This window comes from Nocardia acididurans (genome assembly GCF_016741815.1).
Classification (GTDB): Bacteria; Actinomycetota; Actinomycetes; order Mycobacteriales; family Mycobacteriaceae; genus Nocardia; species Nocardia acididurans.
On record NZ_JAERRJ010000004.1, the window covers coordinates 22055 to 48198 of the forward strand.

Below are 26144 nucleotides of genomic sequence, written 5' to 3' on the forward strand. Positions count from 1 at the left end.
TGCGCTCGCTCGCGGAGTTGACCTTCACGCGAATTCAAGGTCAGGCCAGCTCGAGTTCGTGCGCCACGGCCACCGGATCCACCGCGATGGGCTTCACCTCGGGCATGCCCTTGAGCGCGTTGTCGGGGTCCTTGAGACCGTTGCCGGTCACGGTGCAGACCACGGTGAGGCCCGGCTCCAGCCAGCCCTCGGCGCGCGCGGCCAGCAGACCGGCGACCGACGCGGCCGAAGCGGGTTCCACGAAGACGCCTTCCTTGGCCGCGACCAGGCGGTACGCGGCGAGGATCTCGTCGTCGGTGGCCGCGCGGAACGCGCCGCCCGACTCCTGCTTGGCGTTCATCGCACCGTTCCACGACGCGGGCGCGCCGATCCGGATGGCGGTGGCGATGGTCTCCGGATCACTCACCGGGGCGCCGTTGACCAGCGGCGCGGCGCCCGCGGCCTGCACACCGAGCATGCGCGGGCGCGAGGTGCTGACGCCGTCGGCGTAGTACTCGCTGTAGCCCTTCCAGTAGGCGGTGATGTTGCCCGCGTTGCCGACCGGCAGCGCGTGCACATCGGGCGCCTTGCCCAGGGCGTCGACGATTTCGAAGGCCGCGGTCTTCTGGCCCTCGATACGGGCCGGGTTGACCGAGTTCACCAGGCCGACCTCGGGGAAGTCGGCGGTGACCTTGCGCGCGAGTTCGAGGCAGTCGTCGAAGTTGCCCTCGACCTGAATGATCTTCGCGCCCAGCATGACGGCCTGCGCCAGCTTGCCCATGGCGATCTTGCCCTGCGGGATGAGCACCGCGCAGTGCAGGCCAGCGCGGGTGGCGTAGGCGGCGGCCGAGGCCGAGGTGTTGCCGGTGGAGGCGCAGAGCACCGCCTTCTTACCGGCGTATTTGGCGTCGGTCATGGCCATGGTCATGCCGCGGTCCTTGAACGAACCCGTCGGGTTCGCGCCCTCGACCTTGAGGTACACCTCGCAGCCGGTCACCTCGGAGAGGTAGTGCGCGGGCACCAGCGGGGTGCCGCCCTCGAACAGCGTGACCGCTTCCCAGTCCGCCGGGATCGCCAGCCGATCCCGGTAGGCGTCAATCAGACCGGGCCACGGGGTATGCACACCAGCAGCCCGCGCAGTCGTACTCATTCCTCGGTGCCTTCCAATCTCAGAACACTGGTCACGGACGTGACGGAGTCCAGTTCGGCCAACGCGGCAACGGTATCCGCCAGCGCCGATTCCTGCGCGTGGTGGGTCACCACGACCAGGCGGGCGCCCTCGTTCTGGCCCTCCTGACGGACCGTCGAGATGCTGACTCCGTGCTTGGCGAATTCGCCGGCCACCGCTTCGAGAACGCCGGTGCGGTCGGCGACCTGCAGGTTCACGTGATAGCGGGTGGGAGTGTCGCCGATCGACGCGATCGGCAACTCAGCATAAACCGATTCGCCCGGAGCGCGGCCACCGAAGAACTTGTTGCGCGCCGCCATGACGAGATCGCCCATGACCGCGGACGCGGTGGGAGCGCCACCCGCGCCCTGCCCGTAGAACATCAGGCGACCGGCGTTCTCGGCCTCCACGACCACGGCGTTGAACGCGCCGCTGACCGAGGCGAGCGGGTGCTTGCGCGGGATGAGCGCCGGGTAGACGCGCACCGACACCTGGTCCTTGCCGCCCTCGTCGCTGACGCGCTCGGCCATGGCCAGCAGTTTCACGGTGCAGCCGACGGCGGCGGCGGTCTCGAGATCCTCGGAGGTGATCTTCGAGATGCCCTCGCGGTAGACGTCGGCGGCGGTCACCCGGGTGTGGAACGCCACGCTGGCCAGGATCGCGGCCTTGGCGGCGGCGTCGTAGCCCTCGACATCGGCGGTCGGGTCGGCCTCGGCGTAGCCCAGGCGGGTGGCCTCGGCGAGCACGTCGCCGTAGTCCGCGCCGGTCTCGGCCATCGCGGAGAGGATGAAATTCGTTGTGCCGTTGACGATTCCGACCACGCGGTTGACCCGGTCACCGGACAGCGACTGGATGAGCGGGCGGATCACCGGGATGGCGCCGGCGACGGCGGCCTCGAAATACAGGTCGGCGCGGGCACTTTCGGCCGCGGCGGCCAGTTCACCGGTGTACTCGGCCAGCAGCGCCTTGTTGGCGGTGACGACGGACTTGCCGTTCTCCAGCGCGGTTTTGATGAGTTTGCGGGCCGGATCGATCCCGCCCATGACCTCGACGACGATATCGACGTCGTCGCGGGCGATGAGCGCCTCGGCGTCGGTGGTGAGCAGTTCGGCCGGGATGCCGCGATCCTTGCTCAGGTCGCGGACGGTCACCCCGCGCAGCACCACGGGTGCGCCGACGCGGTTGCACAGATCGTCGGCGTGATCGCGGATGATGCGGACCACTTCGGTACCGACCGTGCCCATGCCGAGGACCGCGATTCCGATCGGGTGATCCGATCCCCACACGCCGGTTTTGGCGTTGTTCGCCTCGGTCATGCTTTCACCTCCAAGCTCAGTAGGTCCTCCACCGTCTCACGGCGAAGAATCAAGCGCGCCTTACCATCTCGCACCGCGACCACGGCGGGCCGGGTGAGCAGGTTGTAACGGCTGGACATCGAGTAGCAGTACGCGCCGGTCGCCGCCACCGCCACCAGGTCCCCCGGGCCGACATCGGCCGGGACCCAGGTGTCACGAATGACGATATCCCCACTCTCGCAATGCTTTCCGACCACACGGGCGACCACCGGGTCGGCGTCGCTGGAACGCGACACCAGCCGGACGTCGTATTCGGCCTGATACAGCGCGGGCCGGATGTTGTCGCTCATGCCACCGTCGATGCTGACGTAGCGGCGGCGCAGCCCCGCGTCCAGCACCACATCTTTGATGGTGCCGACTTCGTACAGCGTTACAGTGCCGGGTCCGGCGATGGCGCGACCGGGCTCGACGGCGATGATCGGCATCGGCAGTCCGGCGCGCTCGGCCTCCTCGGCGACGATGCGGCGCAGGTTGGCGGCGAAGTCCACCAGGGACGGCGGATCGTCGTGCGGCAGGTACGAGATACCAAGGCCGCCACCGAGATCCAGCACATTCACCTGTGCGGCGCGCTCGGGGCCGAACTTGTCGGCGACCTCGCGCAGCACGCCCAGCATGCGGCGGGTGGAGATCTCGAAGCCGTCGATCTCGAAGATCTGCGAGCCGATGTGGCTGTGCAGGCCGACCAGGCGCAGGTTGTCGGATTCGAAGACGCGGGCGATGGCCTGCATGGCATCGCCGCTGGCGATGGAGAAGCCGAACTTCTGGTCCTCGTGCGCGGTCGAAATGTATTCGTGGGTATGGGCTTCCACACCGACGGTGACGCGCACCAGCACGTCGACGACCTTGCCCGCGGTCCTGGCGACGGCTTCCAGGCGGTCGATCTCGATCAGCGAGTCGAGCACGATGTGACCGACCCCGGCCCGCACCGCGTACTCCAGTTCGGGCACCGATTTGTTGTTGCCGTGCAGTGCGATTCGCTCGGCCGGGAAGCCCGCGTGCAGTGCCACGGCCATCTCGCCGCCGGAGCAGACGTCCAGGTGCAGGCCCTCGTCGCGGATCCAGCGCGCGATCTCGCCGCACAGGAAGGCCTTGGAGGCGTAGTGGACTCGCGCACCCTCACCGAAGGCGGCGACCATATCCCGACAGCGGGAACGGAAGTCGTCCTCGTCCACCACGAACAGCGGGGTCCCGAATTCGGCGGCCAGTTCGTGCACCGGCACACCGGCCAGGCGCACCACGCCGTCCTCGTCGCGAGAAGCGTTGCGCGGCCACACATTCGCGGGCAGTTCGATCATCTGCTTCGGCTCGGAAGGCCGTGCGGGCAGATTCTGGGCGGGCGGGATGTCCGCGTGGCGGGGACCGGCGGGGTGTGCACTCATTTACATACGCTCCGGAGCTGAGACGCCTAGCAGGCCGAGGCCGTTGGCGAGAACCTGACGGGTAGCTTTGACCAGCTCGAGACGAGCGGCATTGAGGGGGGTGACGGGCTCGTCGCCCTGGGGAATGACGCGCAGCGTCTTGTCGGACTGGAACGGGTGGTACGCGCCCGCCAGTTCCTCCAGGTACCGCACCACGCGGTGCGGCTCGCGCATGTCGGCGGAGGTGGCCAGCACCCGCGGGTACTCGCCGAGGGTGCGAATGAGCTCGCCCTCGCGGTCGTCGACCAGCAGCGCGAAATCCGGTGTCACCGAGCCGTATTCGAATGCCGCCGCATTGCCGATGATCTGGTTGGTGCGGGCGTGCGCGTACTGCACGTAGTACACCGGGTTCTCGTTGTCGGTCCGGGTCCACAGATCCAGGTCGATATCGATGCTGGAGTTCACCGAGCTGCGCACCAGGGAGTAGCGGGCGGCGTCCACGCCGATCTCGCTCACCAGATCGTCCAGGGTCACCACGGTTCCGGCGCGCTTGCTCATGCGCACGGCCTGACCGTCCTTGACCAGGTTCACCATCTGGCCGATGAGCACCTCGACGGTGTCGGGGTCGTCGCCGAACGCCGCGGCGGCGGCCTTGAGGCGGCCGATGTAGCCGTGGTGGTCCGCGCCCAGCATGTAGATGCACAGATCGAAGCCGCGCGAGCGCTTGTTCTGGAAGTAGGCGATGTCACCGCCGATATACGCGGATTTTCCATCGCTCTTGATGACGACGCGGTCCTTGTCGTCACCGTATTCGGTGGAGGCGATCCACCACGCGCCGTCCTTCTCGTACAGGTTGCCGGACGCCTTGAGCTCGTCGAGGGCCTTCTCGACCGCGCCGGAGGCGAACAGCGAACTCTCGTTGAAGTACACGTCGAAGTCGACGCCGAAGTCGTGCAGCGTCTGCTTGATGTGCGCGAACATGAGCTCGACGCCTTCGTGGCGGAACAGTTCGTGGCGTTCGGTTTCCGGCAGTTCGGCCGCACCCGGGTTCGCCCGCACGATGGTCTCGGCGATCTCGTTGATGTACGCGCCCGCGTAGCCGTCCTCCGGCGTCGGCTGCCCGGTGGCGGCCGCGACCAGCGAGTTGGCGAAGCGGTCGATCTGCGCGCCGTGGTCGTTGAAGTAGTACTCGCGGGTGACGTCCGCGCCCTGCGCCGACAGGATGCGCCCGAGCGCGTCGCCGACCGCGGCCCAGCGGGTGCCGCCCAGGTGGATGGGTCCGGTCGGGTTGGCGGATACGAACTCCAGGTTGATCCGCCGGCCGCCGAGTGCGTCCGCGGTGCCGAACCTTTCCCCCGCCGCCAGGATCGTCTCGATGATCGCGCCCTGCGCGGCCTTGGCGAGCCGGATGTTCAGGAAGCCCGGACCGGCCACCTCGGCGACGTCGACACCGTCGGCTTCGCCCAGCGCGGCGGCCAGCAGTTCGGCGAATTCGCGGGGTGCCATTCCAGCCCGCTTACCTACCTGCATCGCCAAATTCGTGGCATAGTCACCGTGCTCAGGGTTGCGGGGGCGCTCCACCTTGACCTCGTCGGGCAGGACCGAAGGGTCGGATCCGCGTTCGACAAGTACCTTCGCCGCGGTAGCGCGAAGGAGATCTGCAAGGTCAGCTGGAGTCACGAGTCACTATCCTATGGTCTGAGCAGGTAACCGCCGCGAGCGGGCACCTACCGGGCAGGCGCCCAGCAAACGATGCTCCCCGCATCGTTTGATTGTCCGACACGTCGAAAAGAGCACAACAAGCGATGCCGAGCAGGACCAGTGCCAAGTCGGCCAAGGCCATCAAGGCCGCGGGCAAATCGTCGCCTTCGCTCCGCAAGGGCGGTGGCGGCGGCAAACTGCCCACCAAACGTAACGTTCCCTGGATGCTGATCGGCGCGATCGTGACGATTGTCGCGCTGGTCGGGGCCATCGCCTGGTACCTGGTGCCCAAGTACCACGCCAAGGAGGAGCTGAAGAACCCGTCGGCCTACATCGACGGCGTGGTGAAGAAGGAGTACGACGCGGGCCTGCACGTGGCATCGACGCAGCGCGTGGCCTACGACCAGACCCCGGCCTTCGGCGGCCCGCACGACTCGTCCTGGGCGGCGTGCACGGGCGTGGTCTACAGCAAGGCGATCCGCACCGAGAACGCGGTGCATTCGCTGGAGCACGGCGCGGTGTGGATCACCTACAACCCGGACAAGGTGGACGCCGCGGGTATCGACACTCTGAAGAAGAAGGTCGAGGGCCAGCCGTACATGCTGATGTCGCCCTACCCGAACCTGGACAAGCCTATCTCGTTGCAGGCGTGGGGCCATCAGCTCAAGCTGGACTCGGTCAGCGATGCCCGGGTGGATCGGTTCATCAAGGATCTGCGCCTGAACCCGAACACCTACCCCGAGGTCGGCGCGAGCTGCGCGAACCCGACCTTCGACCCGAACAACCCGCCCGCGTTCGATCCGAGCGCGCCGGGTCCGGACGCGGTGCCGATGGACGGTAACGGCCTGACCCCGGATCCGACCGAGCTGGGCGGCACCGGCGGTCTGATGCCGGGCGGTCTGCCGGGCGGCGATCTGGGCGGCCTCGGCGGCCTGGATGGGAGCACCCTGCCCACCGATCTCTTCCCGACCGTGCCGGTTCCGGCCGACGGGCAGACCGAGAACCCGGGTCCGGCGACCGACGCGCCGGCCGCGGGTCAGTGATGGCTCCGCTGGTGCCCGACGACGAGATCCGTGACTTCGGTGGGGCCGACCCCGCCGACGCTCCCGCCCGGACCGGCCAGCGCACCGCGCTGCTGGTCCTGGGTGTGATCGGCGTGCTGCTGCTGGGCGTGGCGCTGGGCGTGCTGCTGCGAATTCCCTTGGACAACAAGGCCGATACCGCGCCGAGCCCCGTCGACGTCGGCTTCTGCCAGGACATGTCGGTGCATCACCAGCAGGCGGTGGAGATGTCGGCGGTGGCCTTCAGCGGTTCCACCGATCCGGCGGTGAAGCGACTGGCCTACGACATCCTCACCACCCAGCAGAGCCAGGCCGGCCGCATGCAGGGCTGGCTGCAGATGTGGGGTGAGCCGATGCTGCCGGTGGGCGGCTACATGGGCTGGATGAGCAATTCGTCGGGTGCGGGCCACCACGGCGGCACGACCACCGCGGGCAACCATTCCGGCCCGGTGCAGTCCATGCCCGGCATGGCCTCCACCGAGGAGCTCACCGCCCTGGGCAAGGCCACCGGCCCGGCCCTGGACGTGATGTTCCTGCAGCTGATGCTGCGCCATCACCAGGGCGGCATGCCGATGATCGAGTACGCCACCCAGCACGCCGACACCGACGCGGTGCGCTCCCTGGCGACCAGCATGGCCAAAACCCAAGCGGGCGAATCCCAGCTGATGACCACCATGCTCACCGAACGCGGCGCCACCCCCCTCCCGATGAACTGACCCGCGCGGACCGGGTGCCCGAATAACACCCGGTCCGCGAATGTTTTTGGCGCAGCGCAGTCCATGCGATACGCTTTCCCAGCCCGCTCGCAGCGCCGAGGGGGTCCATCCCCGCCCTCGTAGCTCAGGGGATAGAGCGTCTGCCTCCGGAGCAGAAGGCCGCAGGTTCGAATCCTGCCGAGGGCACCGCAGTACGGCCCCGATCGTGAATCACGGTCGGGGCCTTACTTATTCGCCGGGGCGTCTAGCAGCGTTGATATCGATTGTCAATCGACTCGGCCGACACCGAGCAGTGCATACACGGCACGGATCGGGGTGCGTTGCCTTGCCGCTGGATAGCCAGACGGAACGGTATGTTTTTCACATGTCGGAGATCGAGATCGCGAGGGCGGGGGCTGCGGCCGCCCGACGCACGAGCGCTGGCATCGTGACCACGACCCTGGCCGCGGTGCTCGCCGGATCGATCGCCGCCACCGGAAGCGTTGCGGCACTGCCCGTCTCGGACGAGGGGAACCCGGCGGCCGCCTTCTACGATCCGCCCGAGGACCGCGTGCCCGGGGCGCCGGGATCGGTGATCCAGTTGCGGCCGCTCATCGACGAACCGGCGCTGCCGGGGGCGCAGAACTATCTGGTGCTGTACCGGTCGGTGAATATGCAGGGGCGGACGGTGCCGGTGTCGGGCACCCTCGCCGTGCCCGAGGGGACGCCACCGGCGGGCGGCTGGCCGCTGATCTCGTGGGCGCACGGCACCACCGGGGTCGCCGATATGTGCGCGCCGTCGCTGGACACCTCCGACGAATTCCCGGCACACGACTACACCTCCCTGGTGCGCCGGGTGCAGGCGCGGTGGATCGCCGCCGGATACGCGGTGGCGCAGACCGACTACCAGGGGCTGGGCACGCCCGGCCCGCACGGCTACCTGATCGGCGCCGCCGAGCAGCGGGCCGTGACCGATATGGCAAGGGCCGCACGGGAAATCGATCCGGGGATCGGCACCCGCTGGGTGGCGATGGGCCATTCGCAGGGCGGTCAGGCGGCGATCTTCACCGCCGCGCAGGCCCAGCGATGGGCGCCGGAGCTGCAACTGATCGGATCGGTCGCGCTGGCCCCGGCCTCCCATCAGGGCATCGGACTGCAGGCGACCCGGGTGGCCACCTCGGTGGGGGCCGCCACGGCGGTGGGATCCTTCACCGGTGGGGCGACATCCTTTCTGCCGCTGATCATTCGGGGCGCGCAGACGGTGGCGGCGGTGGATCCGGCCCACTTCCTCACCGCCCGCGCCGACTCGATGATGGCGCTGGCCGACACCGGCTGCATCGGCCAACTGCGGCGGCCCGACGAATGGGGCGGAGTGCCCGCCGGAGAAGTGTTCTCCCCCACCGGCGATGCCGCGGCGCTGATCCGGGTGCTGAACGAGAACGACCCCAGCGCACTGACTTTCGCGCAGCCGGTCCTGGTGCTGCAGGGTCGCGCCGATACCACGGTGCCCGCCTTCGCCACCGACGCCATGGTGGCGCGGCAGCGGGTGAGCGGGCAGCCGGTGCAGTATCGCGGCTATCCGGGCGCGGACCATCGCGGGATTCTGGAGGCGTCCTACTCCGACGCGCTGGCCTGGGTCAACGCCCGCTTCGGACGCTGAAGCCCAACCGGCCCCGGGAAATCCACTGCCGCACCACGGAATCGGTGCAGCAGGTAGATGGAGGCGGCGCATCCCACGGCGGTCGCCAGCGCGAGCCAGCCGGGGCCGGCGGTGATGTAGCCGTTCGGATCGCGGTACCAGTGCTGCGAATACGCGACGCGCCCGAAGCTGCTGCCGCGCAAGGCGGTCACCAGGCAGGGCACCAGGAGCGCGGTCATGGCGACCACGCTGCCGATGGCCGCGGTGGGTGCGGCCGCGGCGAAGCAGTAGCCCAGCAGCAGGCCCAAGGCGGTGATGCCGATGAGCGGCACCACCTCACTCTGGTGACCGATCGGCGCGGTGACCGCGGCGAACACCGACAGCGCGGCGCAACCGGCGACTCCCGCCCACGGATTGGGCAGGCGGCGGCCGAGGGCGTAACCGGCGGCCACGGCGATCAGGGGCAGCGGGGCGCTCCAATCGGGGCGGGGCACCGCGATGACGGCGCTGCCCGCGTTCGTCACCGCCACCACCAGCAGTACCAGCGTGCCGTCACGGCCGGGCAGCAGGAAGGCGGCGAGCAGGGCCGCGACGACGATGACAGTCAGTGCCGCAGCGATATTCACGGTCGTGGTGGCGTGCCGCACGAGCCACTCGGTACTCGCGACGGTCGCCGTCACCAACAGCAGGGCGGCCACGATGGGGCCGATGGGCAGATCGGTGTTCTCGTTCTCGAGGGCGCGCTCGTGCACCTGGACGCCGGTCGCGACCACCAGCGCCACCACGCCCAGGATCAGCACCCAGACCGGCGGGATACCGGAGGAGGCCCATTCGATGAAGGGCCGGTTGGTCGCGCCCGGTGAGGGCAGCGCGGTGAGGTCGCCGATCAGAATGCTGGCGAGCGCGCCGATCAGGTAGGCGGTGGTGGCGGCCCGGTGCCCGGCCACCGCGACGGCGAGCGCGCCGAGCAGGATGCCGCTGAAGATCGAGTCGATGTAGTTGACCGTGGTGAGCGTGCCCGCGGTGGCCTCGGCCCGCTCGAACAGGTGCCCCACCAGCAGGACCACGGCACTGCCCAGCGCGGCGATCCAGGCCGCCCGCCGGCCCAGCGCGACGGAGAGCCCGGCGCTCACCACGGCGAAAACAGCACCCGCCGCAGCCGCCCGCGGCATGTTCACCACCAGCAGATCCAGTTGCAGAATCGGCCCGTCGGCCGTGCGCCCGAGATCGAGCGGAGCCAGCAGCAACAAACCCGCGATCACCGCACCCAGAAATGCGGCGATGGTCTCGATTCTCCCGCTGTACCTGCGGATATCCGGCCACGCGGGCTCACTTGTCGGGTGCGTCAACGCGAACCTCGCGCCCATCTCGCCACCTGCCCTATCGGTGATGCGACGCCTATCGCGCTACTGCGAAACAACAGCTAACTGAATACGAGGGTAACAGTCATATACGCGCCGGGCCGGTCGGGTGATCCCGGGCACAACACCCCGCTGATCGCCGGCCCAAGCCCCACGGTGACCCCGGCCTAGATCCCTCGGGGCCATCCGAGCCCGAGGACGCCACCGCTGGCGCGGCCCATACCCTCGCGGTCGTCGCCGACAGCGCGTGGGCGGGGTCCACGACGGGCCGGTGCGGATCGCGGCCACCGGCGCGCGCCGGAATTGGCGGGGCGGCTACCCGACGAGGTCAGGCGCCGAGGGTGGGCTTCCAGTGCGGGTCGCGACCGAACCAGGCGGCGAGGCGATCGTAGGCGGGGGCGTTGTCTGCGATGGGGATCTCGAGGCCGAAAGCCTTTCCGGGGCCGCGGAATTCGGGTTTCAGGAGCTGTTTGGACCAGGCCAGGCCGTGTTCGGCGAGTTCCGGGTCGAGTTCGCGGTCCTGGGCGGTGGCGGTGGCGAGATCCCAGGCGTGCATGGCGAATTCGGTGATCTGCTGATCGGCGCGCGTGCGCAGCGGGGCGGTGCCGCCACCGGCGACCGGGGCCTCCTGGTCGAGGTCGGCGGCGTGCCAGGCGGCGAGCAGTTCCCCGGACCCGGCCCGGAACTCCGCCGCCCAGTCGTCGCCGAATTCCCCTTCGGCGGCATGCCAGTCGGGTGTCTCGCCGCGTGCCGCGACGGTGAAATTGGGCAGGATCTGGCCGAGCAGATGCCCGATCACCCGGCGCACCGGCCAGTCCTCGCACGGTGTGGGAAGTTCGGCCTGGTCGGGCCGGATCGCGGCGATGACCTCGGCCATCTGGGCGACCGCCCGCTCGACGAGTACGAGTGCCGGGTCCTTGTCCGCCATACCTCCACGCTAACCCCGCGCCGGGGCGGCCAGGACGTTTCGGGCAATTACGCGCAGCGGAACCGGAAGGTGGCGGTCGGGGTGAGGCCGGGCATCGTGGTGACCTGCTGGGCGGCGTCCCCGTCGACCGAGCAGCCGCTCAACGTTCCCGCCGCGACGCGATAGCAGCCCGCGCCGCCGGTGAAGGTGGCGGTGCCGTCGTTGCCGGTGGTCACCGTGCCGAGGGCGGGACCGCCCGCGCACGAGGTGATCTCGGCGGTCACGCCCGCGATCGGGAACTGCTCCGGCCCCCACACCGCCTGCACCCGCACGGCGGAATCACCGCCCGCCGGTTGCGCATCGGCCGCGGGCGCGACGACGAACGCCGCGGCGGCCAGGGTGGCGGTGAGGAACATCGTGCGACGCAACGGATCTCCTATCGGAACAACGGGCCGTTCGGTCCTCGCGCCAATATAGGCGTCGGCGGCGCTCCCCCGCACCGCGGTCCGCCCGACACGGCGCATCCCCGGACCCAACCGGGCGGCGACGCTGACCCGGCGGACCCGGATGGGGTCGGCGCGACCGTCGAGTTGTATCGCTTGGCGGGCCTCCGGAACCGGCACCCACCGAATCGCAATGGTTTTGCCGTAGTCTGCGGACGTTCCGTGGTGACTCGATCGACAGGACTTGATGACCTTGGCACGCCGGCTCTGCCTCGCCCTGGGCGTGGGCGCACTGACTGTGATCGTGACGGCCTGCGGAACCGCCGCCGCGGGCAAGGATTCCGCCACCGACGATCAGCGCATCGAGACGGCCGCGCGCGAGTTCTACGACACCCTCGCCGCGGACGGCCCATCGGTGGCGGCGGCCCGGGCGTGCGAGCCGGACCGCACCGAATTCGACAGTCTCCCAGCGGATCAGAAGGCCGCGGTGGACAGGGGCAAGTTCACCATCAAGATCACTTCGGTGGACGACATCGTGATCACCGGCGACCGGGCCACGGCCGGACTCACCGGCACGCTGACCCTGCCCGGCGCGGAGGGGAAGTCCAGCACCACCGCCCAGCACTTCCGCAAGGAGAACGGCACCTGGAAGGTGTGCTCGGCGGACGGCAAATGACCTGCTGCGGACCGAACCGGCGACGCCTGCTGGGCTTGCTCGGCGCTGCCGCGCTGCTCCCCCTGGCCCGGCCGGGTTCCGCTGTCGCACAGCCGGGTTCGATCGTCGCCACGGATCTGGAAGTCGTCACGATCACCGAGCGCTCGGCGGTGCTCACCTGGACCACGGTGAGCGCGAGCGGCGACCCGGTCGAGACCGACAGCGAAGTCTGGCTGCGCCCCGCCGACGGCGGCGTGCTGCGCCAGGTCTTCGGCGAATCCGGGCCCACCGCCTGCCACTACGCCGAGATCACCGGCCTGGAGCCGGGCCGCGACTACCGCTTCGAGGCGCGCTCGGCCGGCGTCACCGCCGCTCCGGCACTGAATCTCGTTACGCGCCTGCCGAATTCACCGGAGGCCAGGGGTGAGTTCAGCACGCTGGTGCCGCCGCCGGGCCGTCTGATCCGCACCATCGCGCTCTCGAACGACGTGCACTACGGCGAGGAGGTGAGCGGGCTCATCGCGGCCGGTCTCCCGCCGGGTGCACGCCAGGATCCGGGTCTGCCACCGTATCCCGAGGTCATGCTGGCCGGGCTGCTCGACGACCTGCACCGGCCCGATCGCGGGGCCGATCACCTGCTGATCGCCGGGGATCTCACCGCCGAGGCCACACCGGAGCAGGTCCGCGGGGTGCACGCGCAACTGTCGGCCTGGGGCGCGAACGGCCGGGACTGGTTCGCCGCCAGGGGAAATCATGATCGCCCGCACACCGGATCCGACTACGCCTCCTGCTCCCCGTACCTCGATCACTTCGACTGCTACGGCGAATTGTTCGGCCCCCGACAGGAATTGGGGTCCTACGAGCTGGGCGGCCTGCGCCTGCTCGCCCTGGACACCACCGAACTCGACACCTCGGGCGGCGCCATCGACCGCCCGCAGTTCGATCGGCTGCGTGAGCTGCTGCGCGCCGATCCCGACCGTCCCACACTGGTTTTCAGTCATCACCCCGTCACCGCGGAGTCCGGCTGGTCGAATATCGCAGGGCCGGGCTTCGTTCTCGCGGCCGGGGACGCCGCCGAACTCCAAGCCCTCTACCGGTCCGCGCCCGGCGTCTTCCTGCATCACAGCGGCCACACCCACCGCAATCGCCGGACCCGGCCCGATCTGCCGGTGGCGGTGGAATTCTTGGAGGTCGCGGCGGTGAAGGAGTATCCGGGCGGCTACACCCTGCTGCGCCTGTACGAGGGCGGCTACATGGCCACCTTCTACAAGACCCGGTCCGCGCTGTCCCGCCGCTGGAGCACCCGCACCCGCTCGGAGTACCTCGGCCTGCAGCCGGAGTACACGCTGGGCACCACGGCCGACCGCAATCACACGGTGCTGCGCGACCTCTCGGGCCTGACCCCGGCCTCGTGAACGACGACGAAGCCCCTGCGGCCGGCACCGCAGGGGCTTCGTCTCCAGAGCGAGCGGTGGGAATCGAACCCACGTGAAAGGCTTTGCAGACCTTTTCCTGAACCACTCGGACACACCCGCATCGTTTCGTTGATGATGCCCGCGCGCCGGGTCCGCGGCGAGGGTTGGAATCAGCGTGATTTGTTTGTGCACGGGCTCGGCGTGTCGGTTGACGGCGTGACGGCATGCGATGATCGGGGCATGTCTCGGCCCCGTCCTCTCCCGCTCGATCCGATCGAGGAGGCGCATCGTCAATGGTCGGAGCACGGATGGGGGGACGTCGCCGACGGGATGGCGGCAGTTACCTCGCTCGTGCGCGCCCAGCAAATCGTCATGTCCCGGGTCGACGAGGCGTTGAAGCCGTCGGGGCTGACATTTTCCCGGTACGAGCTACTTCAGCTACTGAGCTTCAGCAAAACAGGCGCGCTGCCCATGGCGGTGGCCAGCGCGCGTTTGCAGGTGCATCCGACAAGTGTGACGAACACGGTGGACCGGCTGGAGACGGCGAATCTGGTGAAGCGGGTGCCGCATCCGAGTGACCGGCGCGCGACCTTGATCGAAATCACCGATGCCGGAAGGGAATTGGTGTCCACGGCCACCTCCGAGCTGAACCGGCGAGTGTTCGCCGAGACGGGGCTGCCGCCGGAACGTTTGCAGTTGTTGCTGGAATTGCTGGCGGAGTTCCGGCAATCGGCGGGCGACTTCGACAGTGGTGGCTCGCCGACCAGATGGGCCGGTCAGTAACCGTCCAGCATCCGATCAGCCATTTTCCTGCGTCATAGTCTTGGAATCGGACCGCAAAAGGTTCACCATGGAGGCCATGGTGCTGGTCCTCGGGGTGTCGGCGGGCGCTGCTGGTGCACGCGCCATGCTCACCCATTCCGACCAGCCGCATCTGCCGCCCATCGACCGCTGCAAAGTGGTACGCCGCGCAGGTGGGAGCATGGAGGAGGCGGTGTTCGAGGCCATCCGGCAGATGCGGAAGTCGGCCGATCAGCGCGACGAGTTCATCACCGGCATCGCCGTCACCAGCCGCTGTTCCTCGCATGCGGAGGCCATCCGCACCACGGCCGGGCGCAATCGCCTCACCGTCATCGACGAACCGGTCGCGCAGCTGCGCTATCTGCGGTTCACCGGCCGCCTACCCGCCGAGGGCTCGATCCTGCTCTACGACCTGGGCGCGTCCGGCCTGACGCTGACGCAGATCGACTGCCGCACCGATGCCATCCTGGCCACCAAGCGCAGTACGGTGCTCGGCGGTGACGGCCACGACGCGCTCTTACGCTGGCTCCTGGTCCGCGGCGGGGTCACGGTCGATCTGGCCACCAGCCGGCACCACAAGGAGCTGCTCGCCACCGACAGAGTTCTGGCCGTCTGCGATCCCATCTCGGGCCAGCGCGCGGTCATCACCCGCAGCGACTTCGCCGACCTGGTATCCGCGGGCATCCACCATTCGGCGTCCTTCGTCCGTCAGATGATCGACGAGACCGGCGTCCCGCCCGACGGCATGGCCCTGCTGGGCGGCTGCCCCCGCAACAAGTCCATCCGCGATGAACTGGACAGACAGCTCGATCTCCCCCTGATCTACGACCCCGAACCGGAGTTCGTCTCCACCCGCGGCGCGGTCCTGCTGGCCGCCGAACGCCCCTCGGCCCGCCGAGTCCGCAGCGTCCGCCTGAATCCCACGGCCCCGGCGACCCGCCTCCCCGAACCGGTCTCCCGCAAGAAGCTCGTCGCCGCGGTAGCGGTCACCGCCACCCTGGGCGGCACCATAGTCGGCGCGCTCGCCATGGACCGCTCCAACGACCACAAGGACGGCAACACCCCCACCGTCGAAGTCGTCGGCCCGCCCAAGCATTGACAAACTCTCTGAGCTCTCAGGGGCTTCGCCCCCGAACCCCCTGGGCCACAGCGGCACCGCCCCAAACTCTCTGAGCTCTCAGCGGCACCGCCCCGAACCCGCTATGCCACAGCGGCACCGCCCCAAACTCTCTGAGCTCTCAGCGGCCCCGCCCCGAACCCGCTATGCCACAGCGGCACCGCCCCAAACTCCCTGAGCTCTCAGCGGCCCCGCCCCGAACCCGCTATGCCACAGCGGCACCGCCCCAAGCCCTTATGCCGCAGCGGCCCCCGCCTGGTGAGGCGGGGGCCGCTGTTTTCGGGGGTTCGGGGGCGGAGCCCCTGAGAGCCTCCGGAGAGTTCGGTAACTCGGCTTACTTGTGGCTGAAGTTGGCCGGGCGCTTCTCGACGAAGGCGGTCATGCCTTCCTTCTGGTCCTCGGTGGCGAAGAGGGAGTGGAAGACGCGGCGTTCGAAGCGCAAGCCCTCGGTGAGGGTGGTTTCGAAGGCGCGGTCGACGGCTTCCTTGGCGATCATCACCGAGGGGAGCGACATGTTGGCGATGGTTTCGGCCACCTCGAGGGCGGTGTCGACCAGTTCGGCGGCGGGGACGATGCGGGAGACGAGGCCGGCGCGCTCGGCTTCCTCGGCGTCCATATTGCGGCCGGTGAGGATCAGGTCCATGGCCTTGGCCTTGCCGACGGCGCGGGTGAGGCGCTGCGAGCCGCCCATGCCGGGGATGACGCCGAGTTTGATCTCGGGCTGGCCGAACTTGGCGGTGTCGGCGGCGAGCAGGATGTCGCACATCATGGCGAGTTCGCAGCCGCCGCCGAGGGCGTAACCCGCGACCGCGGCGATGATGGGCTTACGGAACGCGACCAGTCGGTCCCAACCGGCGAAGTGGTCGGTGAGGAACATGTCCATGTAGGACTTGGTCTGCATCTCCTTGATGTCCGCACCGGCCGCGAAGGCCCGCTCGGATCCGGTGAGCACGACCGCGCCGATCTCGCTGTCGTGCTCGAGCTCGTCGAGCGCGGCCGAAATATCGGCCAGGACCTGCGAATTCAGCGCGTTCAGGGCCTTCGGCCGGTTGAGCGTGATGAGGGCGACGCGGCCTTTACGCTCCAGCACAATGGTCTCGAAGTCGGGCCCGCCCGTCGCCCGGCCGCCACCCCCCACCGAATCGCTGCGCGATGCAGTCACAGTTGCTCCCCTTCAGATCGCTTGCGGATATCGGTGACGATAGCCGAGAAGTCCTTGCCCGCTTCGTCCTGGTTGTACCGCGCGTAGATCTCCGCCGCCAGCAAACCGATCTGCCCGTCGACGCCGTTGCCACGCAGCGCGTTTGCCGCCAGACCCAGATCCTTGGTCATGAGCGCGGTGGCAAACCCCGGCTGGTAGTCGTTGTTCGCCGGGCTGGCGGGAACCGGCCCCGGCACCGGACAGTACGAGGTGAGCGCCCACGACTGCCCCGACGCCGTGGAGACCACGTCGAAGAACTTGTCGTGGGTCAGACCCAGCTTCTCGCCCAGCACGATGGCCTCGGACAGCCCGATCATCGAGATGCCCAGCAGCATGTTGTTGCAGATCTTGGCGGCCTGGCCGACCCCGGCCGGACCGCAGTGCACGACCTTGCCGCCCATGACCTCCAGCAGCGGCAGCGCGTCGGCGAAATCCTCGGCCGCGCCGCCCGCCATGAAGGTGAGGGTGCCCGCCGTCGCACCCGCGACACCACCCGAGACGGGCGCGTCGAGAGCCCGATGCCCGGCTGCCGCAGCGAGTTTCGCGGCTTCCTGCGCATCGGCGACGTCGATGGTGGAGCAGTCGACGAACAGCGTGCCCGGCTTGGCCGCCGACAGCACCTCGCCGTAGAGGTCGAGCACGATGCGCCCGTTGGGCAGCATGGTGACGACGATATCCGCTTCCGCCACAGCCGATCCGGCGGTTTCGGCGACGGTCGCGCCGTCGCGTCGCGCCTGATCTTGTGCGGCCGGAACCGGATCGAACGCGAGGACCTCGTATCCGGCCCGCACCAGGTTGGCGGCCATCGGCCCGCCCATGTGGCCCAGCCCGAGGAAGGCGACCTTCGTTGCCGCCGAGTTGTTTTCGGTACGCCCACCCGTCACCCGACCGCCACCCCTCACGGAATCGCTGTGCGATGCTGTGCTCATTGCTACTCCTCCGGGGCGGTCAGCCCCAGTTCCTTGTCGCCGAGTCCGGCGAAGTAGGCGTCCACATCCGCGTCGGTGACGTCGGCCAGGGTGGCGGGCGACCACTGCGGGTTGCGGTCCTTGTCGATGACCTGGGCGCGAATGCCCTCCACCAGGTCGTGGGTGCCGAGCGAGGCCACCGACACCCGGTACTCCTGGTTCAGCACCTCCTCGAGGTTCGCGGCCACCCGCGCACCGCGCAGCGACCGCAGCGTGACCTTCAGCGCCACCGGCGATTTCGACAGCACGTCCTGAGCCGCCTTGGCGGCCTCGGGGGTGCCGTCGGTCTCCAGCCGGTTCACGATCTCCTCGACCGTGTCCGCGCTGTAGCAGGCGTCGATCCAGCGCAGCTGCGACACCAGCTCCGAAACCGGTGCGGGCTGTGCGAATTTCGCGATGGCCGCGTCGGCGTCGTTGTCCCGCAACGCTTCCAGCAGTGCCGGAATGTACTCGGAGGGCACGAAGTGGTCGGCGAAGCCGGCCGCGATGGCGTCCCCGGCGCTCATGCGCGCGGTGGTGAGCGCGACGTGGGTGCCGATCTCGCCGGGCGCGTGCGCGAGCAGGTGGGTGCCGCCCACGTCCGGAATGAATCCGATGCCGGTCTCCGGCATGCCGACCATGGACCGCTCGGTCACGATGCGGTGGCTGGCGTGCCCGGACAGGCCCACGCCGCCGCCCATCACGATGCCGTCCATGATCGCCACATACGGCTTGGGGTACCGGCCGATGAGCGCGTTGAGGATGTACTCGTCCCGCCAGAACCTGCCGCTGGGCGAATCCGAAGCCGCTGTATCACCCTGCGCGACAGCGTTCTTCGCATCGTTGTGGATGGCGACGATATCGCCGCCCGCGCACAGTCCGCGCTCGCCCGCGCCGGTGAGCACCACCGTGCGCACCTCGTCGTCGTCCGCCCACTCGCGCAGCGTGTCGAGGATGACCAGCGCCATCGGATGGTTGAGCGCGTTGATGGCGCGCGGGCGGTTGAGCGTGATCGAACCCAGCCCGTCCCGCTTCTCGATCAGAACCTCGGGTTCCTTCGCTTCGCTCATGCCGCTCCTACCACCGAGCGGGCCACCACGACCCGCATGATCTCGTTCGTACCTTCGAGAATCTGATGCACCCGCAAATCGCGAACGATCTTCTCCACCCCGTATTCAGCCAGATAGCCGTAACCGCCATGCAGCTGGAGGGCCTTGTTGGCGACCTCGAACCCGGCGTCGGTGGTGAACCGCTTGGCCATGGCGCACAGTTCCACCTTGTCGGGGGCGTCGGCGTCGAGGGCGGCGGCGGCCCGCCACAGCAGGGTGCGCGAGGCTTCCAGCGAGGTGCGCATATCGGCGAGTTCGAACTGCAGGGCCGCGTTGTCCAGCAGCCGCGCGCCGAAGGCCCTGCGTTCGGCCAGGTAGGCCACGGCCTTGTCGAGGGCGAACTGCGCGCCGCCGAGCGAGCAGGCGGCGATGTTCAGCCGTCCGCCGTTGAGCCCGTTCATGGCGATGCGGAAGCCGTTGCCCTCGCCGCCGAGCAGGTTGGCGGCGGGCACCCGGGCATTGTCGAGGATGACCTGCCGGGTGGGCTGGGCGTTCCAGCCCATCTTGCGTTCGTTCGCGCCGAAGGACAGGCCCGGGGTGTCGGCGGGCACGATGAACGCGGAGATGCCGCGCGCGCCGTCGTCGCCGGTGCGGGCCATGAGCACGTACACATCCGTGCTGCCCGCGCCGGAGATGAATTGCTTCACTCCGGTGAGCAGGTAGTCGTCGCCGTCGCGCACGGCCCTGGTGCTCAGGGCCGCCGCGTCGGAGCCGACGCCCGGTTCGGTGAGGGCGTAGCTGGCCAGCAGATCCATCGAGGTGAGTCCCGGCAGCCACCGATTGCGCTGTGCCGCATCGCCGTAACTGTCGATCATCCACGTCGCCATATTGTGGATGGAGATGTAGGCGGCGATGGCCGGGCAGCCGGTGGACAGCTGCTCGAAGATGCGCACGGCGTCCAGCCGCCGCAGCTCCGAGCCGCCCACGTCCTCGTTCACGTAGATGCCGCCGAGGCCGAGTTCCCCGGCCTTGCGCAGCACGTCGACCGGAAAGTGTTTCTGCTCATCCCATTCCAGGGCATTGGGGGCGAGCAGCTCGTCGGCAAAGGCGCGGGCGGTCTCGACGATCGCCTTCTCGTCTTCGTCCAGTACGAACATTGCGGTCAGTCCATGGTCGGGATGACGAAGGCGTTGGACTCCTTGAGACCGGAGGGCCAGCGCTGCGTCACCGTCTTGGTCTTGGTGTAGAAGCGGATCGAGTCCGGGCCGTGCTGGTTGAGATCGCCGAAGCCGGAACGCTTCCAGCCGCCGAAGGTGTGGTAGGCGATCGGCACGGGGATCGGCACGTTGATGCCGACCATGCCGACCTGGACGCGGGTGGCGAAGTCGCGGGCGGTGTCACCGTCGCGCGTGAAAATCGCGACGCCGTTGCCGTATTCGTGCTCGTTCGGCAGGCGCAGCGCCTCTTCGTAATCCTTGGCGCGCACGATGCTCAGCACCGGGCCGAAGATCTCTTCCTTGTAGATGCGCATTTCCGGGGTGACGCGGTCGAACAGCGTTGCGCCCGCGAAGAATCCGTCCTCCGCCCCGTCGATGACCAGGCCGCGCCCGTCGATGACGATCTCCGCGCCCTCGTCCACGCCGATCTGCACGTAGTTGTTCACACGGTCGACGCCGTCGCGCCCGACCAGCGGGCCGAAGTCCGCGCCCGGATCGTCGGAGCGGCCGACATTGAGCTTGTTGACCCGCTCGATCAGCTTGTCGCGCAAGCGATCCGCGGTCTCCTCGCCGACCGGCACGGCGACCGAGATGGCCATGCAGCGCTCACCGGCGGAACCGTAGCCCGCGCCGATGAGCTGATCGGCGACATCGTCGAGATCGGCGTCGGGCATCACGATGGCGTGGTTCTTCGCGCCGCCGAAGGCCTGCGCGCGCTTGCCGTTCGCGGTGGCGGTCTCGTAGATGTACTGCGCGATCGGCGTGGATCCCACGAAGCCGACGGCCTTGATCCGCTCGTCGTGCAGGATCGTGTCCACGGCTTCCTTGTCACCGTTGACCACGTTGAACACCCCGGCGGGCAGCCCCGCCTCGAGGAACAGCTCGGCCAGCCGCAACGGCACCGACGGATCCCGCTCGGAAGGCTTGAGCACGAAGGCATTACCGCAGGCCAGCGCCGGCCCGGCCTTCCACAGCGGAATCATGGCCGGGAAGTTGAACGGCGTGATCCCCGCGACCACGCCGAGGGGCTGCCGCATGGAGTAGACATCGATCCCGGTGCCCGCGCTTTCGGTGTACTCACCCTTGAGCAGATGCGGGATCCCCACGGCGAACTCGATGACCTCGAGCCCGCGCTGAATATCGCCCTTGGCGTCCGGAATGGTCTTGCCGTGCTCCGAGGACAGCAGCGCCGCAAGCGAATCCATCTCGTCCTGCACCAGCGTCAGGAACTTCATGAGCACGCGCGCCCGCTTCTGCGGATTGGTCGCCGCCCACTCCACCTGCGCCGCAGCGGCATTGGCGATGACAGCCTCGACCTCGGCCTTGGTGGCCAGCGGCACCCGCGCCTGCACCTGACCGGTGCTGGGGTCGTACACATCCGCGAAGTTGCCGGAGGTCCCGGGCACGTGCTGCCCGCCGATGAAGTGGGTGAGTTCGCGAACCATGCCAGTCCTGTCTCGAAGCCTGCGCGCACTGAGCGCTGTACATGGTGATCCTATAGTTGGACGTCCATCTATTTACTGTGCGATGGATCACAACCACTCCGTGCGAGCTCTCAGCGACTCCGGCCGCGAACCTCGTCGCGGATTTCATACCGGTCCGCTTGGCGGTGTGTGCCATATCACTCTAGAGTTGATTTGACGTCCTACTATTTGATCTCCAACAGCATGCTCCGTGGAGGAAGCTATGGGCGACCTGCATGTGCCGGTGCATCCGGTGCGATTCGTGACCGCTGCCGCGCTGTTCGACGGGCACGACGCGGCGATCAACATCATGCGGCGGATCCTGCAGGCGCAGGGGGCCGAGGTGGTTCATCTCGGGCACAACCGGGCGGTCAGCGAGGTGGTGGACGCGGCGGTCACCGAGGATGTGCAGGGGGTGGCGGTCAGCTCGTATCAGGGCGGGCACATCGAGTATTTCGAGTATCTGGCGAAGGCGCTGCGGGAGGCCGGGGCGGGGCACGTGAAGATATTCGGTGGGGGCGGCGGGGTGATCATCCCGGAGGAGATCGCCCGGCTGCGGGAGTCGGGGGTGACGATCTTCTCGCCGGAGGACGGGCAGCGGCTGGGGTTGCCGGGGATGATCAACCAGCTGGTCGCGGAATGCGATGTGGATCTTTCGGGGACGCCGGCCGCCGTCGACGCGGTGCTGACCGGGGATCGGGCGGCGCTCGCGCGGACGCTGACCTGTCTGCAGCAGGACACGGTGCCGCAGGCCGATCGGGCGGCGTTCGCGGCGGCGGCCGGGGCGCGGCGGGTGCCGGTGCTGGGCATCACCGGCACGGGCGGATCCGGAAAGTCCTCGCTCACAGACGAATTGGTGCGGCGGCTGCGCACTGATCAGCAGGACAAGCTGCGGGTGGCGGTGCTGGCCGTGGATCCGACGCGGCGACGCGGCGGCGGGGCGCTGCTGGGTGACCGGATCCGGATGAACGCGCTCGACGGGGATCGGGTGTTCTTCCGGTCGCTGGCCACCCGCGGGGAGCGGGAGGTGCCACGCAATATCGACGCCATGGTGATCGCCTGCAAGGCAGCGGGTTACGACCTGGTGATCCTGGAGACGCCGGGCATCGGACAGGGCGATGCCGCGGTCACCGAGCATGTGGATGTGTCCATGTATGTGATGACGCCGGAGTTCGGGGCGGCCTCACAGCTGGAGAAGATCGACATGCTGGATTACGCGGATGTGGTGGCCATCAACAAGTTCGAGCGGCGCGGGGCCGAGGACGCGCTGCGGGATGTGTCGCGGCAGCTGGTGCGCAATCGCGAGGCGTTCGACGCGGGACCGGAGGACATGCCGGTATTCGGCACCAGCGCGGCCACTTTCAACGATGACGGGGTCACGGCGCTGTACCAGCATGTGAGCGGGCTGCTGGCCGAACACGGACTGCCGTTGGAACAGGGGGTGCTGGCGCGGGTCGAGACGCGGGCGTCCACGCGGTTCGCGCAGATCATTCCGCCCGCGCGGGTGCGGTATCTGGCGGAGATCGCGGAGACGGTGCGCGGGTATCACGCGGAGACCGCGCGGCAGACGGCGGCGGCGCGGCGGGTGCAGCGGCTGGACGAGGTGCACGCCGAATTGGTGGATTCCGGCCACCAGCCTGCCGGAACGACGGGGGTGGCGGACCTGCTGGAGGATGCGCGGAAGCAGGTATCACCGGAAAATGCCGCGCTCCTGCGCGATTGGCCTGCCGTCGCCGAGTCGTACCGTGGTGACGAGCAGGTGGTGAAGGTTCGCGACCGGGAGCTGCGGACCGCACTGCGGCGGGAAACCCTGTCCGGCAGTTCGATTCCGCGGGTAGCGCTCCCCCGCTACACCGATCACGGTGAGCTGCTGCGATTCCTGCGATCGGAGAATCTGCCGGGCCGATTCCCGTTCACCGCGGGCGTCTTCGCGTTCAAGCGGGACAACGAGGATCCCGCGCGCATGTTCGCCGGTGAAGGCGATGCCTTCCGCACCAACCGCCGGTTCAAGGTGCTGTCCGAACACGCTGACGCCAAACGGCTTTCGACCGCGTTCGATTCGGTGACCCTGTACGGGCACGATCCCGCCGAACGCCCCGACATCTACGGCAAGGTCGGCACATCGGGCGTTTCCATTGCGACGCTGGAGGATATGAAGGCGCTCTACGACGGTTTCGACCTGGACGCGCCCACCACGTCGGTATCCATGACCATCAACGGTCCCGCGCCCACCATTCTGGCGTTCTACCTCAATGCGGCGATCGATCAAGCGCTGGAACAGTTCTCGGCCACCGAGGCCCGGGAGCCGACCGCCGACGAAGCCGCCGAGCTGCGTGCGCGGACCCTCGCCACCGTGCGCGGCACCGTGCAGGCCGACATTCTCAAGGAGGATCAGGGCCAGAACACCTGCATCTTCTCCACCGAATTCAGCCTGCGCATGATGGCCGACATCCAGGAGTGGTTCGTGCGCAACAGCGTTCGCAACTTCTACTCGGTGTCCATCTCCGGCTATCACATCGCCGAGGCCGGGGCGAATCCCATCAGCCAGCTGGCGTTCACGCTCGCCAACGGGTTCACCTATGTGGAGGCGTATCTGGCGCGCGGTATGAATATCGACGACTTCGCGCCGAACCTGTCGTTCTTCTTCTCCAACGGCATGGACGCCGAGTACTCGGTGATCGGCCGGGTGGCACGGCGAATCTGGGCGATCGCCATGCGGGACAGGTACGGAGCCAATGATCGCTCGCAGAAGCTCAAGTACCACATTCAGACCTCCGGGCGGTCGCTGCACGCACAGGAGATGAGCTTCAACGACATTCGCACCACGCTGCAGGCGCTGATCGCCGTCTACGACAACTGCAACAGCCTGCACACCAATGCCTACGACGAGGCGGTGACCACGCCGACCGAGGAGTCGGTGCGCCGGGCGCTGGCCATCCAGCTCATCATCAATCGCGAATGGGGGCTGGCGATGAACGAGAATCCGCTGCAGGGCAGTTTCGTCATCGACGAGCTCACCGATCTGGTGGAGGAGGCGGTGCTGCGCGAGTTCGAGCGGATCAGTGAACGCGGCGGCGTACTGGGGGCCATGGAGACCGGCTATCAGCGCGGGCGCATCCAGGACGAGTCGATGCTGTACGAGCGGCGCAAACACGAGGGCAGCCTGCCGATCATCGGCGTGAACACCTTCCGGAATCCGCACGAGGAGGAGCATCGGACGCTGGCGCTGGCCCGCGGCACCGAGGCGGAGAAGCAGTCGCAACTGACCCGGGTGCGGGAGTTCACCGATCGGCATCGGGAACAGGCGCCGGTGGCGCTGGCCCGGCTGGCCGAGGCGGCGAGCGGGGATGGCAATGTGTTCGAGGCGCTCATGGAGGCGGCGCGGGTCTGCACCTTGCAGCAGGTCACGGACACTTTCTTCACCGTGGGCGGGCAGTATCGCCGCAATGTCTGATTTCCGGCTCGGGGTCGGTGCGGGCGTGGAAAGATCCCCTTCGAGCCGACCCGGACGGAAGGGACATCATGGACCTTGCGGGAATCACAGTCGTCGATGCGCACATCCACCAGTGGGATCCGCTCACCACGCCGCGTGAATTCAGTGGGGTGGCAAAGCTGTTCAAATATCTGCCGCTGCCTGTCGATGTGGCCAAACGACTGGCACCGCGCCGCGACCGGGAGTTCGCCGGGGACGACCCTACCCCGTTCGTGCACCCCTACCTGCCCGCCGACTACCGCGACGACGCCGGGGAGTTGCCGGTCGAGGCCATCGTGCACATCGAGGTGGAATGGGCGGGCCGGCAACTGCTGGCGCAGGCCGAGGAGACGCGCTGGGTCGCGAGCCTGCCGTTCGGCGTGGACACTCCGGCGCTGGGTGCGATCGTGGGCGCGGCGGATCCCTCGTCACCGGCCTTCGCGCAACTGCTCGACGCGCATCGGTCCGCATCGCCCAAGTTCCGCGGCATCCGCAGCCACGTCGACAATCACCCGGATTCGGGTGTGCGCTCACGCAGCGCGCCCGGCGTCCTCACCTCGCACGCGTTCCTGGACGGATTCGCCGCACTGGCCGACCGCGAACTCAGCTTCGACGCCTGGGTGTACTCGCAGCAGCTCCCCGAGGTGACCGCGCTGGCCGCACGCTATCCGGAAGCGACCATCGTCCTCGACCATCTCGGCACGCCCGCGGGCATTTTCGGCCCGGTCGGCAAACACACCGGCCGCAATCCGAGCCTGCGCCGCGAACTGTTCCTGCGCTGGCGCGACGACCTCACCGCCCTGGCCGCCAACCCGAACACGGTGGCCAAGGTGAGCGGCCTGATGATGCCCATCCTCGGCCACCCGCTCCCCCAGCGCGGCACCCCCACCTCGATCCCCGACCTGGTCGACCGCATCTCTCCGCTGCTGCATCACGCCTACGACGTCTTCGGCCCCGACCGGCTGCTCTGGGGCTCCAACTTCCCGGTCGACAAGACGATCACCAGCATCCCCAACGCCGCCGACGCGATAGCCACCGCCCTCACCGACCACGGCGCGGACACCGCCGCGCTGGAGCGGGTCTTCCGCCGCACCGCCGAGCGCGTCTACGGCGTCGACGACTTCTGACCGGCGGCTTCCC

The 26144-nt window shown here is 68.5% G+C and carries 21 protein-coding genes and 2 tRNA genes; 10 read left to right on the forward strand and 13 right to left on the reverse strand.

All coding sequences use genetic code 11. From position 1 onward, the window contains the following. Positions 1-40: 40 nt before the first annotated feature. From thrC to argS, 4 genes are read right to left on the reverse strand one after another with little or no spacing between them, the layout of a single operon-like run. On the reverse strand, positions 41-1129 hold the full coding sequence (gene thrC, locus JK358_RS10850) for a threonine synthase (RefSeq protein WP_201946362.1): 1089 nt from the start codon (positions 1127-1129) through the stop codon (positions 41-43). After that, complete coding sequence (locus JK358_RS10855; RefSeq protein ID WP_201946365.1) at positions 1126-2463, reverse strand: homoserine dehydrogenase; 1338 nt, start codon at positions 2461-2463, stop codon at positions 1126-1128. Before JK358_RS10855 ends, thrC begins: the two co-directional genes overlap by 4 nt. Continuing rightward, positions 2460-3881 (reverse strand): diaminopimelate decarboxylase, encoded by a 1422-nt coding sequence (lysA, locus tag JK358_RS10860; protein ID WP_201946367.1) that lies wholly within the window; start codon positions 3879-3881, stop codon positions 2460-2462. Before lysA ends, JK358_RS10855 begins: the two co-directional genes overlap by 4 nt. After that, positions 3882-5540, reverse strand: a complete 1659-nt coding sequence (gene argS, locus JK358_RS10865; protein WP_201946369.1) for an arginine--tRNA ligase — start codon at positions 5538-5540, stop codon at positions 3882-3884. A 125-nt stretch (positions 5541-5665) separates the two neighbouring features. Between argS and JK358_RS10870 the strand changes: the two genes are divergently transcribed. From JK358_RS10870 to JK358_RS10885, 4 genes are all read left to right on the forward strand, one after another. Then, positions 5666-6604 (forward strand): thioredoxin-like domain-containing protein, encoded by a 939-nt coding sequence (locus JK358_RS10870; protein ID WP_201946371.1) that lies wholly within the window; start codon positions 5666-5668, stop codon positions 6602-6604. Beyond that, on the forward strand, positions 6604-7338 hold the full coding sequence (locus JK358_RS10875) for a DUF305 domain-containing protein (protein WP_201946372.1): 735 nt from the start codon (positions 6604-6606) through the stop codon (positions 7336-7338). Before JK358_RS10870 ends, JK358_RS10875 begins: the two co-directional genes overlap by 1 nt. Before the next feature lie 113 nt (positions 7339-7451). Further along, positions 7452-7524: transfer RNA gene (locus JK358_RS10880), tRNA-Arg, on the forward strand. Positions 7525-7765: 241 nt separating this feature from the next. Continuing rightward, positions 7766-8977: an alpha/beta hydrolase family protein gene (locus JK358_RS10885; RefSeq protein ID WP_201946374.1), complete on the forward strand. Its 1212-nt coding sequence runs from the start codon at positions 7766-7768 to the stop codon at positions 8975-8977. Here the strand turns inward: JK358_RS10885 and JK358_RS10890 are convergent. From JK358_RS10890 to JK358_RS10900, 3 genes are all read right to left on the reverse strand, one after another. Further along, complete coding sequence (locus JK358_RS10890; protein ID WP_201946377.1) at positions 8932-10323, reverse strand: hypothetical protein; 1392 nt, start codon at positions 10321-10323, stop codon at positions 8932-8934. The genes JK358_RS10885 and JK358_RS10890 overlap by 46 nt on opposite strands. A 322-nt stretch (positions 10324-10645) precedes the next feature. After that, positions 10646-11245, reverse strand: coding sequence for a TIGR03086 family metal-binding protein (locus tag JK358_RS10895; RefSeq protein WP_201946379.1), 600 nt, complete (start codon positions 11243-11245; stop codon positions 10646-10648). 47 nt (positions 11246-11292) lie between these two features. Next, positions 11293-11652: a prealbumin-like fold domain-containing protein gene (locus JK358_RS10900; protein WP_201946382.1), complete on the reverse strand. Its 360-nt coding sequence runs from the start codon at positions 11650-11652 to the stop codon at positions 11293-11295. A gap of 262 nt (positions 11653-11914) precedes the next feature. Here JK358_RS10900 and JK358_RS10905 point away from each other — a divergent pair, with 262 nt between their 5' ends. Together JK358_RS10905 and JK358_RS10910 are read left to right on the forward strand one after the other, a co-directional pair. Next, on the forward strand, positions 11915-12343 hold the full coding sequence (locus tag JK358_RS10905) for an Rv0361 family membrane protein (protein WP_201946384.1): 429 nt from the start codon (positions 11915-11917) through the stop codon (positions 12341-12343). After that, positions 12340-13737: a metallophosphoesterase gene (locus JK358_RS10910; RefSeq protein WP_201946387.1), complete on the forward strand. Its 1398-nt coding sequence runs from the start codon at positions 12340-12342 to the stop codon at positions 13735-13737. Before JK358_RS10905 ends, JK358_RS10910 begins: the two co-directional genes overlap by 4 nt. A 48-nt stretch (positions 13738-13785) precedes the next feature. On the opposite strand, the gene JK358_RS10915 is transcribed toward JK358_RS10910, so the two are convergent. After that, positions 13786-13857, reverse strand: a tRNA-Cys gene (locus JK358_RS10915). Positions 13858-13977: 120 nt separating this feature from the next. On the opposite strand from JK358_RS10915, the gene JK358_RS10920 reads away from it, so the two are divergent. Continuing rightward, positions 13978-14520, forward strand: a complete 543-nt coding sequence (locus JK358_RS10920; protein WP_201947239.1) for a MarR family winged helix-turn-helix transcriptional regulator — start codon at positions 13978-13980, stop codon at positions 14518-14520. 67 nt (positions 14521-14587) lie between these two features. Next, on the forward strand, positions 14588-15637 hold the full coding sequence (locus JK358_RS10925) for an acetate and sugar kinases/Hsc70/actin family protein (protein ID WP_232851141.1): 1050 nt from the start codon (positions 14588-14590) through the stop codon (positions 15635-15637). Between the two features lie 352 nt (positions 15638-15989). Here JK358_RS10925 and JK358_RS10930 read toward each other — a convergent pair whose 3' ends face one another. Genes JK358_RS10930 through JK358_RS10950 form a run of 5 tightly spaced genes read right to left on the reverse strand, consistent with a single transcriptional unit; the run spans position 15990 to position 21514 of the window. Then, positions 15990-16817, reverse strand: coding sequence for an enoyl-CoA hydratase (locus tag JK358_RS10930; protein ID WP_307817457.1), 828 nt, complete (start codon positions 16815-16817; stop codon positions 15990-15992). Next, on the reverse strand, positions 16814-17785 hold the full coding sequence (mmsB, locus tag JK358_RS10935) for a 3-hydroxyisobutyrate dehydrogenase (RefSeq protein ID WP_201946389.1): 972 nt from the start codon (positions 17783-17785) through the stop codon (positions 16814-16816). The genes JK358_RS10930 and mmsB overlap by 4 nt, the downstream gene beginning before the upstream one ends. A 2-nt stretch (positions 17786-17787) precedes the next feature. Further along, positions 17788-18873 carry an enoyl-CoA hydratase/isomerase family protein gene (locus JK358_RS10940; protein ID WP_201946391.1) on the reverse strand — a complete coding sequence of 362 codons (1086 nt, stop codon included), beginning with the start codon at positions 18871-18873 and terminating at the stop codon, positions 17788-17790. Further along, the gene (locus tag JK358_RS10945; protein ID WP_201946394.1) at positions 18870-20009 is read right to left on the reverse strand and encodes an acyl-CoA dehydrogenase family protein; all 1140 of its coding nucleotides are present in this window, start codon (positions 20007-20009) and stop codon (positions 18870-18872) included. Before JK358_RS10945 ends, JK358_RS10940 begins: the two co-directional genes overlap by 4 nt. A 5-nt stretch (positions 20010-20014) precedes the next feature. Then, positions 20015-21514, reverse strand: a complete 1500-nt coding sequence (locus JK358_RS10950) for a CoA-acylating methylmalonate-semialdehyde dehydrogenase (protein WP_201946396.1) — start codon at positions 21512-21514, stop codon at positions 20015-20017. 241 nt (positions 21515-21755) lie between these two features. Between JK358_RS10950 and icmF the strand changes: the two genes are divergently transcribed. Beyond that, positions 21756-24986: a fused isobutyryl-CoA mutase/GTPase IcmF gene (gene icmF, locus JK358_RS10955; RefSeq protein WP_201946398.1), complete on the forward strand. Its 3231-nt coding sequence runs from the start codon at positions 21756-21758 to the stop codon at positions 24984-24986. A gap of 68 nt (positions 24987-25054) precedes the next feature. Then, positions 25055-26131 (forward strand): amidohydrolase family protein, encoded by a 1077-nt coding sequence (locus JK358_RS10960; RefSeq protein WP_201946401.1) that lies wholly within the window; start codon positions 25055-25057, stop codon positions 26129-26131. The last annotated feature ends 13 nt before the right edge of the window (positions 26132-26144 follow it).

What these genes read in the sequence shown, in the direction of transcription:
- JK358_RS10910 (WP_201946387.1), top strand. Translation starts at nt 12,340, where the DNA reads ATGACCTGCTGCGGACCGAACCGGCGACGCCTGCTGGGCTTGCTCGGC.
- JK358_RS10905 (WP_201946384.1), top strand. Translation starts at nt 11,915, where the DNA reads ATGACCTTGGCACGCCGGCTCTGCCTCGCCCTGGGCGTGGGCGCACTG.
- lysA (WP_201946367.1), bottom strand. Translation starts at nt 3,881, where the DNA reads ATGAGTGCACACCCCGCCGGTCCCCGCCACGCGGACATCCCGCCCGCC.
- JK358_RS10890 (WP_201946377.1), bottom strand. Translation starts at nt 10,323, where the DNA reads ATGGGCGCGAGGTTCGCGTTGACGCACCCGACAAGTGAGCCCGCGTGG.
- icmF (WP_201946398.1), top strand. Translation starts at nt 21,756, where the DNA reads ATGGGCGACCTGCATGTGCCGGTGCATCCGGTGCGATTCGTGACCGCT.
- mmsB (WP_201946389.1), bottom strand. Translation starts at nt 17,785, where the DNA reads ATGAGCACAGCATCGCACAGCGATTCCGTGAGGGGTGGCGGTCGGGTG.
- JK358_RS10960 (WP_201946401.1), top strand. Translation starts at nt 25,055, where the DNA reads ATGGACCTTGCGGGAATCACAGTCGTCGATGCGCACATCCACCAGTGG.
- JK358_RS10855 (WP_201946365.1), bottom strand. Translation starts at nt 2,463, where the DNA reads ATGACCGAGGCGAACAACGCCAAAACCGGCGTGTGGGGATCGGATCAC.
- thrC (WP_201946362.1), bottom strand. Translation starts at nt 1,129, where the DNA reads ATGAGTACGACTGCGCGGGCTGCTGGTGTGCATACCCCGTGGCCCGGT.
- JK358_RS10895 (WP_201946379.1), bottom strand. Translation starts at nt 11,245, where the DNA reads ATGGCGGACAAGGACCCGGCACTCGTACTCGTCGAGCGGGCGGTCGCC.
- JK358_RS10950 (WP_201946396.1), bottom strand. Translation starts at nt 21,514, where the DNA reads ATGGTTCGCGAACTCACCCACTTCATCGGCGGGCAGCACGTGCCCGGG.
- JK358_RS10920 (WP_201947239.1), top strand. Translation starts at nt 13,978, where the DNA reads ATGTCTCGGCCCCGTCCTCTCCCGCTCGATCCGATCGAGGAGGCGCAT.
- JK358_RS10870 (WP_201946371.1), top strand. Translation starts at nt 5,666, where the DNA reads ATGCCGAGCAGGACCAGTGCCAAGTCGGCCAAGGCCATCAAGGCCGCG.
- JK358_RS10875 (WP_201946372.1), top strand. Translation starts at nt 6,604, where the DNA reads ATGGCTCCGCTGGTGCCCGACGACGAGATCCGTGACTTCGGTGGGGCC.
- JK358_RS10925 (WP_232851141.1), top strand. Translation starts at nt 14,588, where the DNA reads ATGGAGGCCATGGTGCTGGTCCTCGGGGTGTCGGCGGGCGCTGCTGGT.
- JK358_RS10940 (WP_201946391.1), bottom strand. Translation starts at nt 18,873, where the DNA reads ATGAGCGAAGCGAAGGAACCCGAGGTTCTGATCGAGAAGCGGGACGGG.
- JK358_RS10945 (WP_201946394.1), bottom strand. Translation starts at nt 20,009, where the DNA reads ATGTTCGTACTGGACGAAGACGAGAAGGCGATCGTCGAGACCGCCCGC.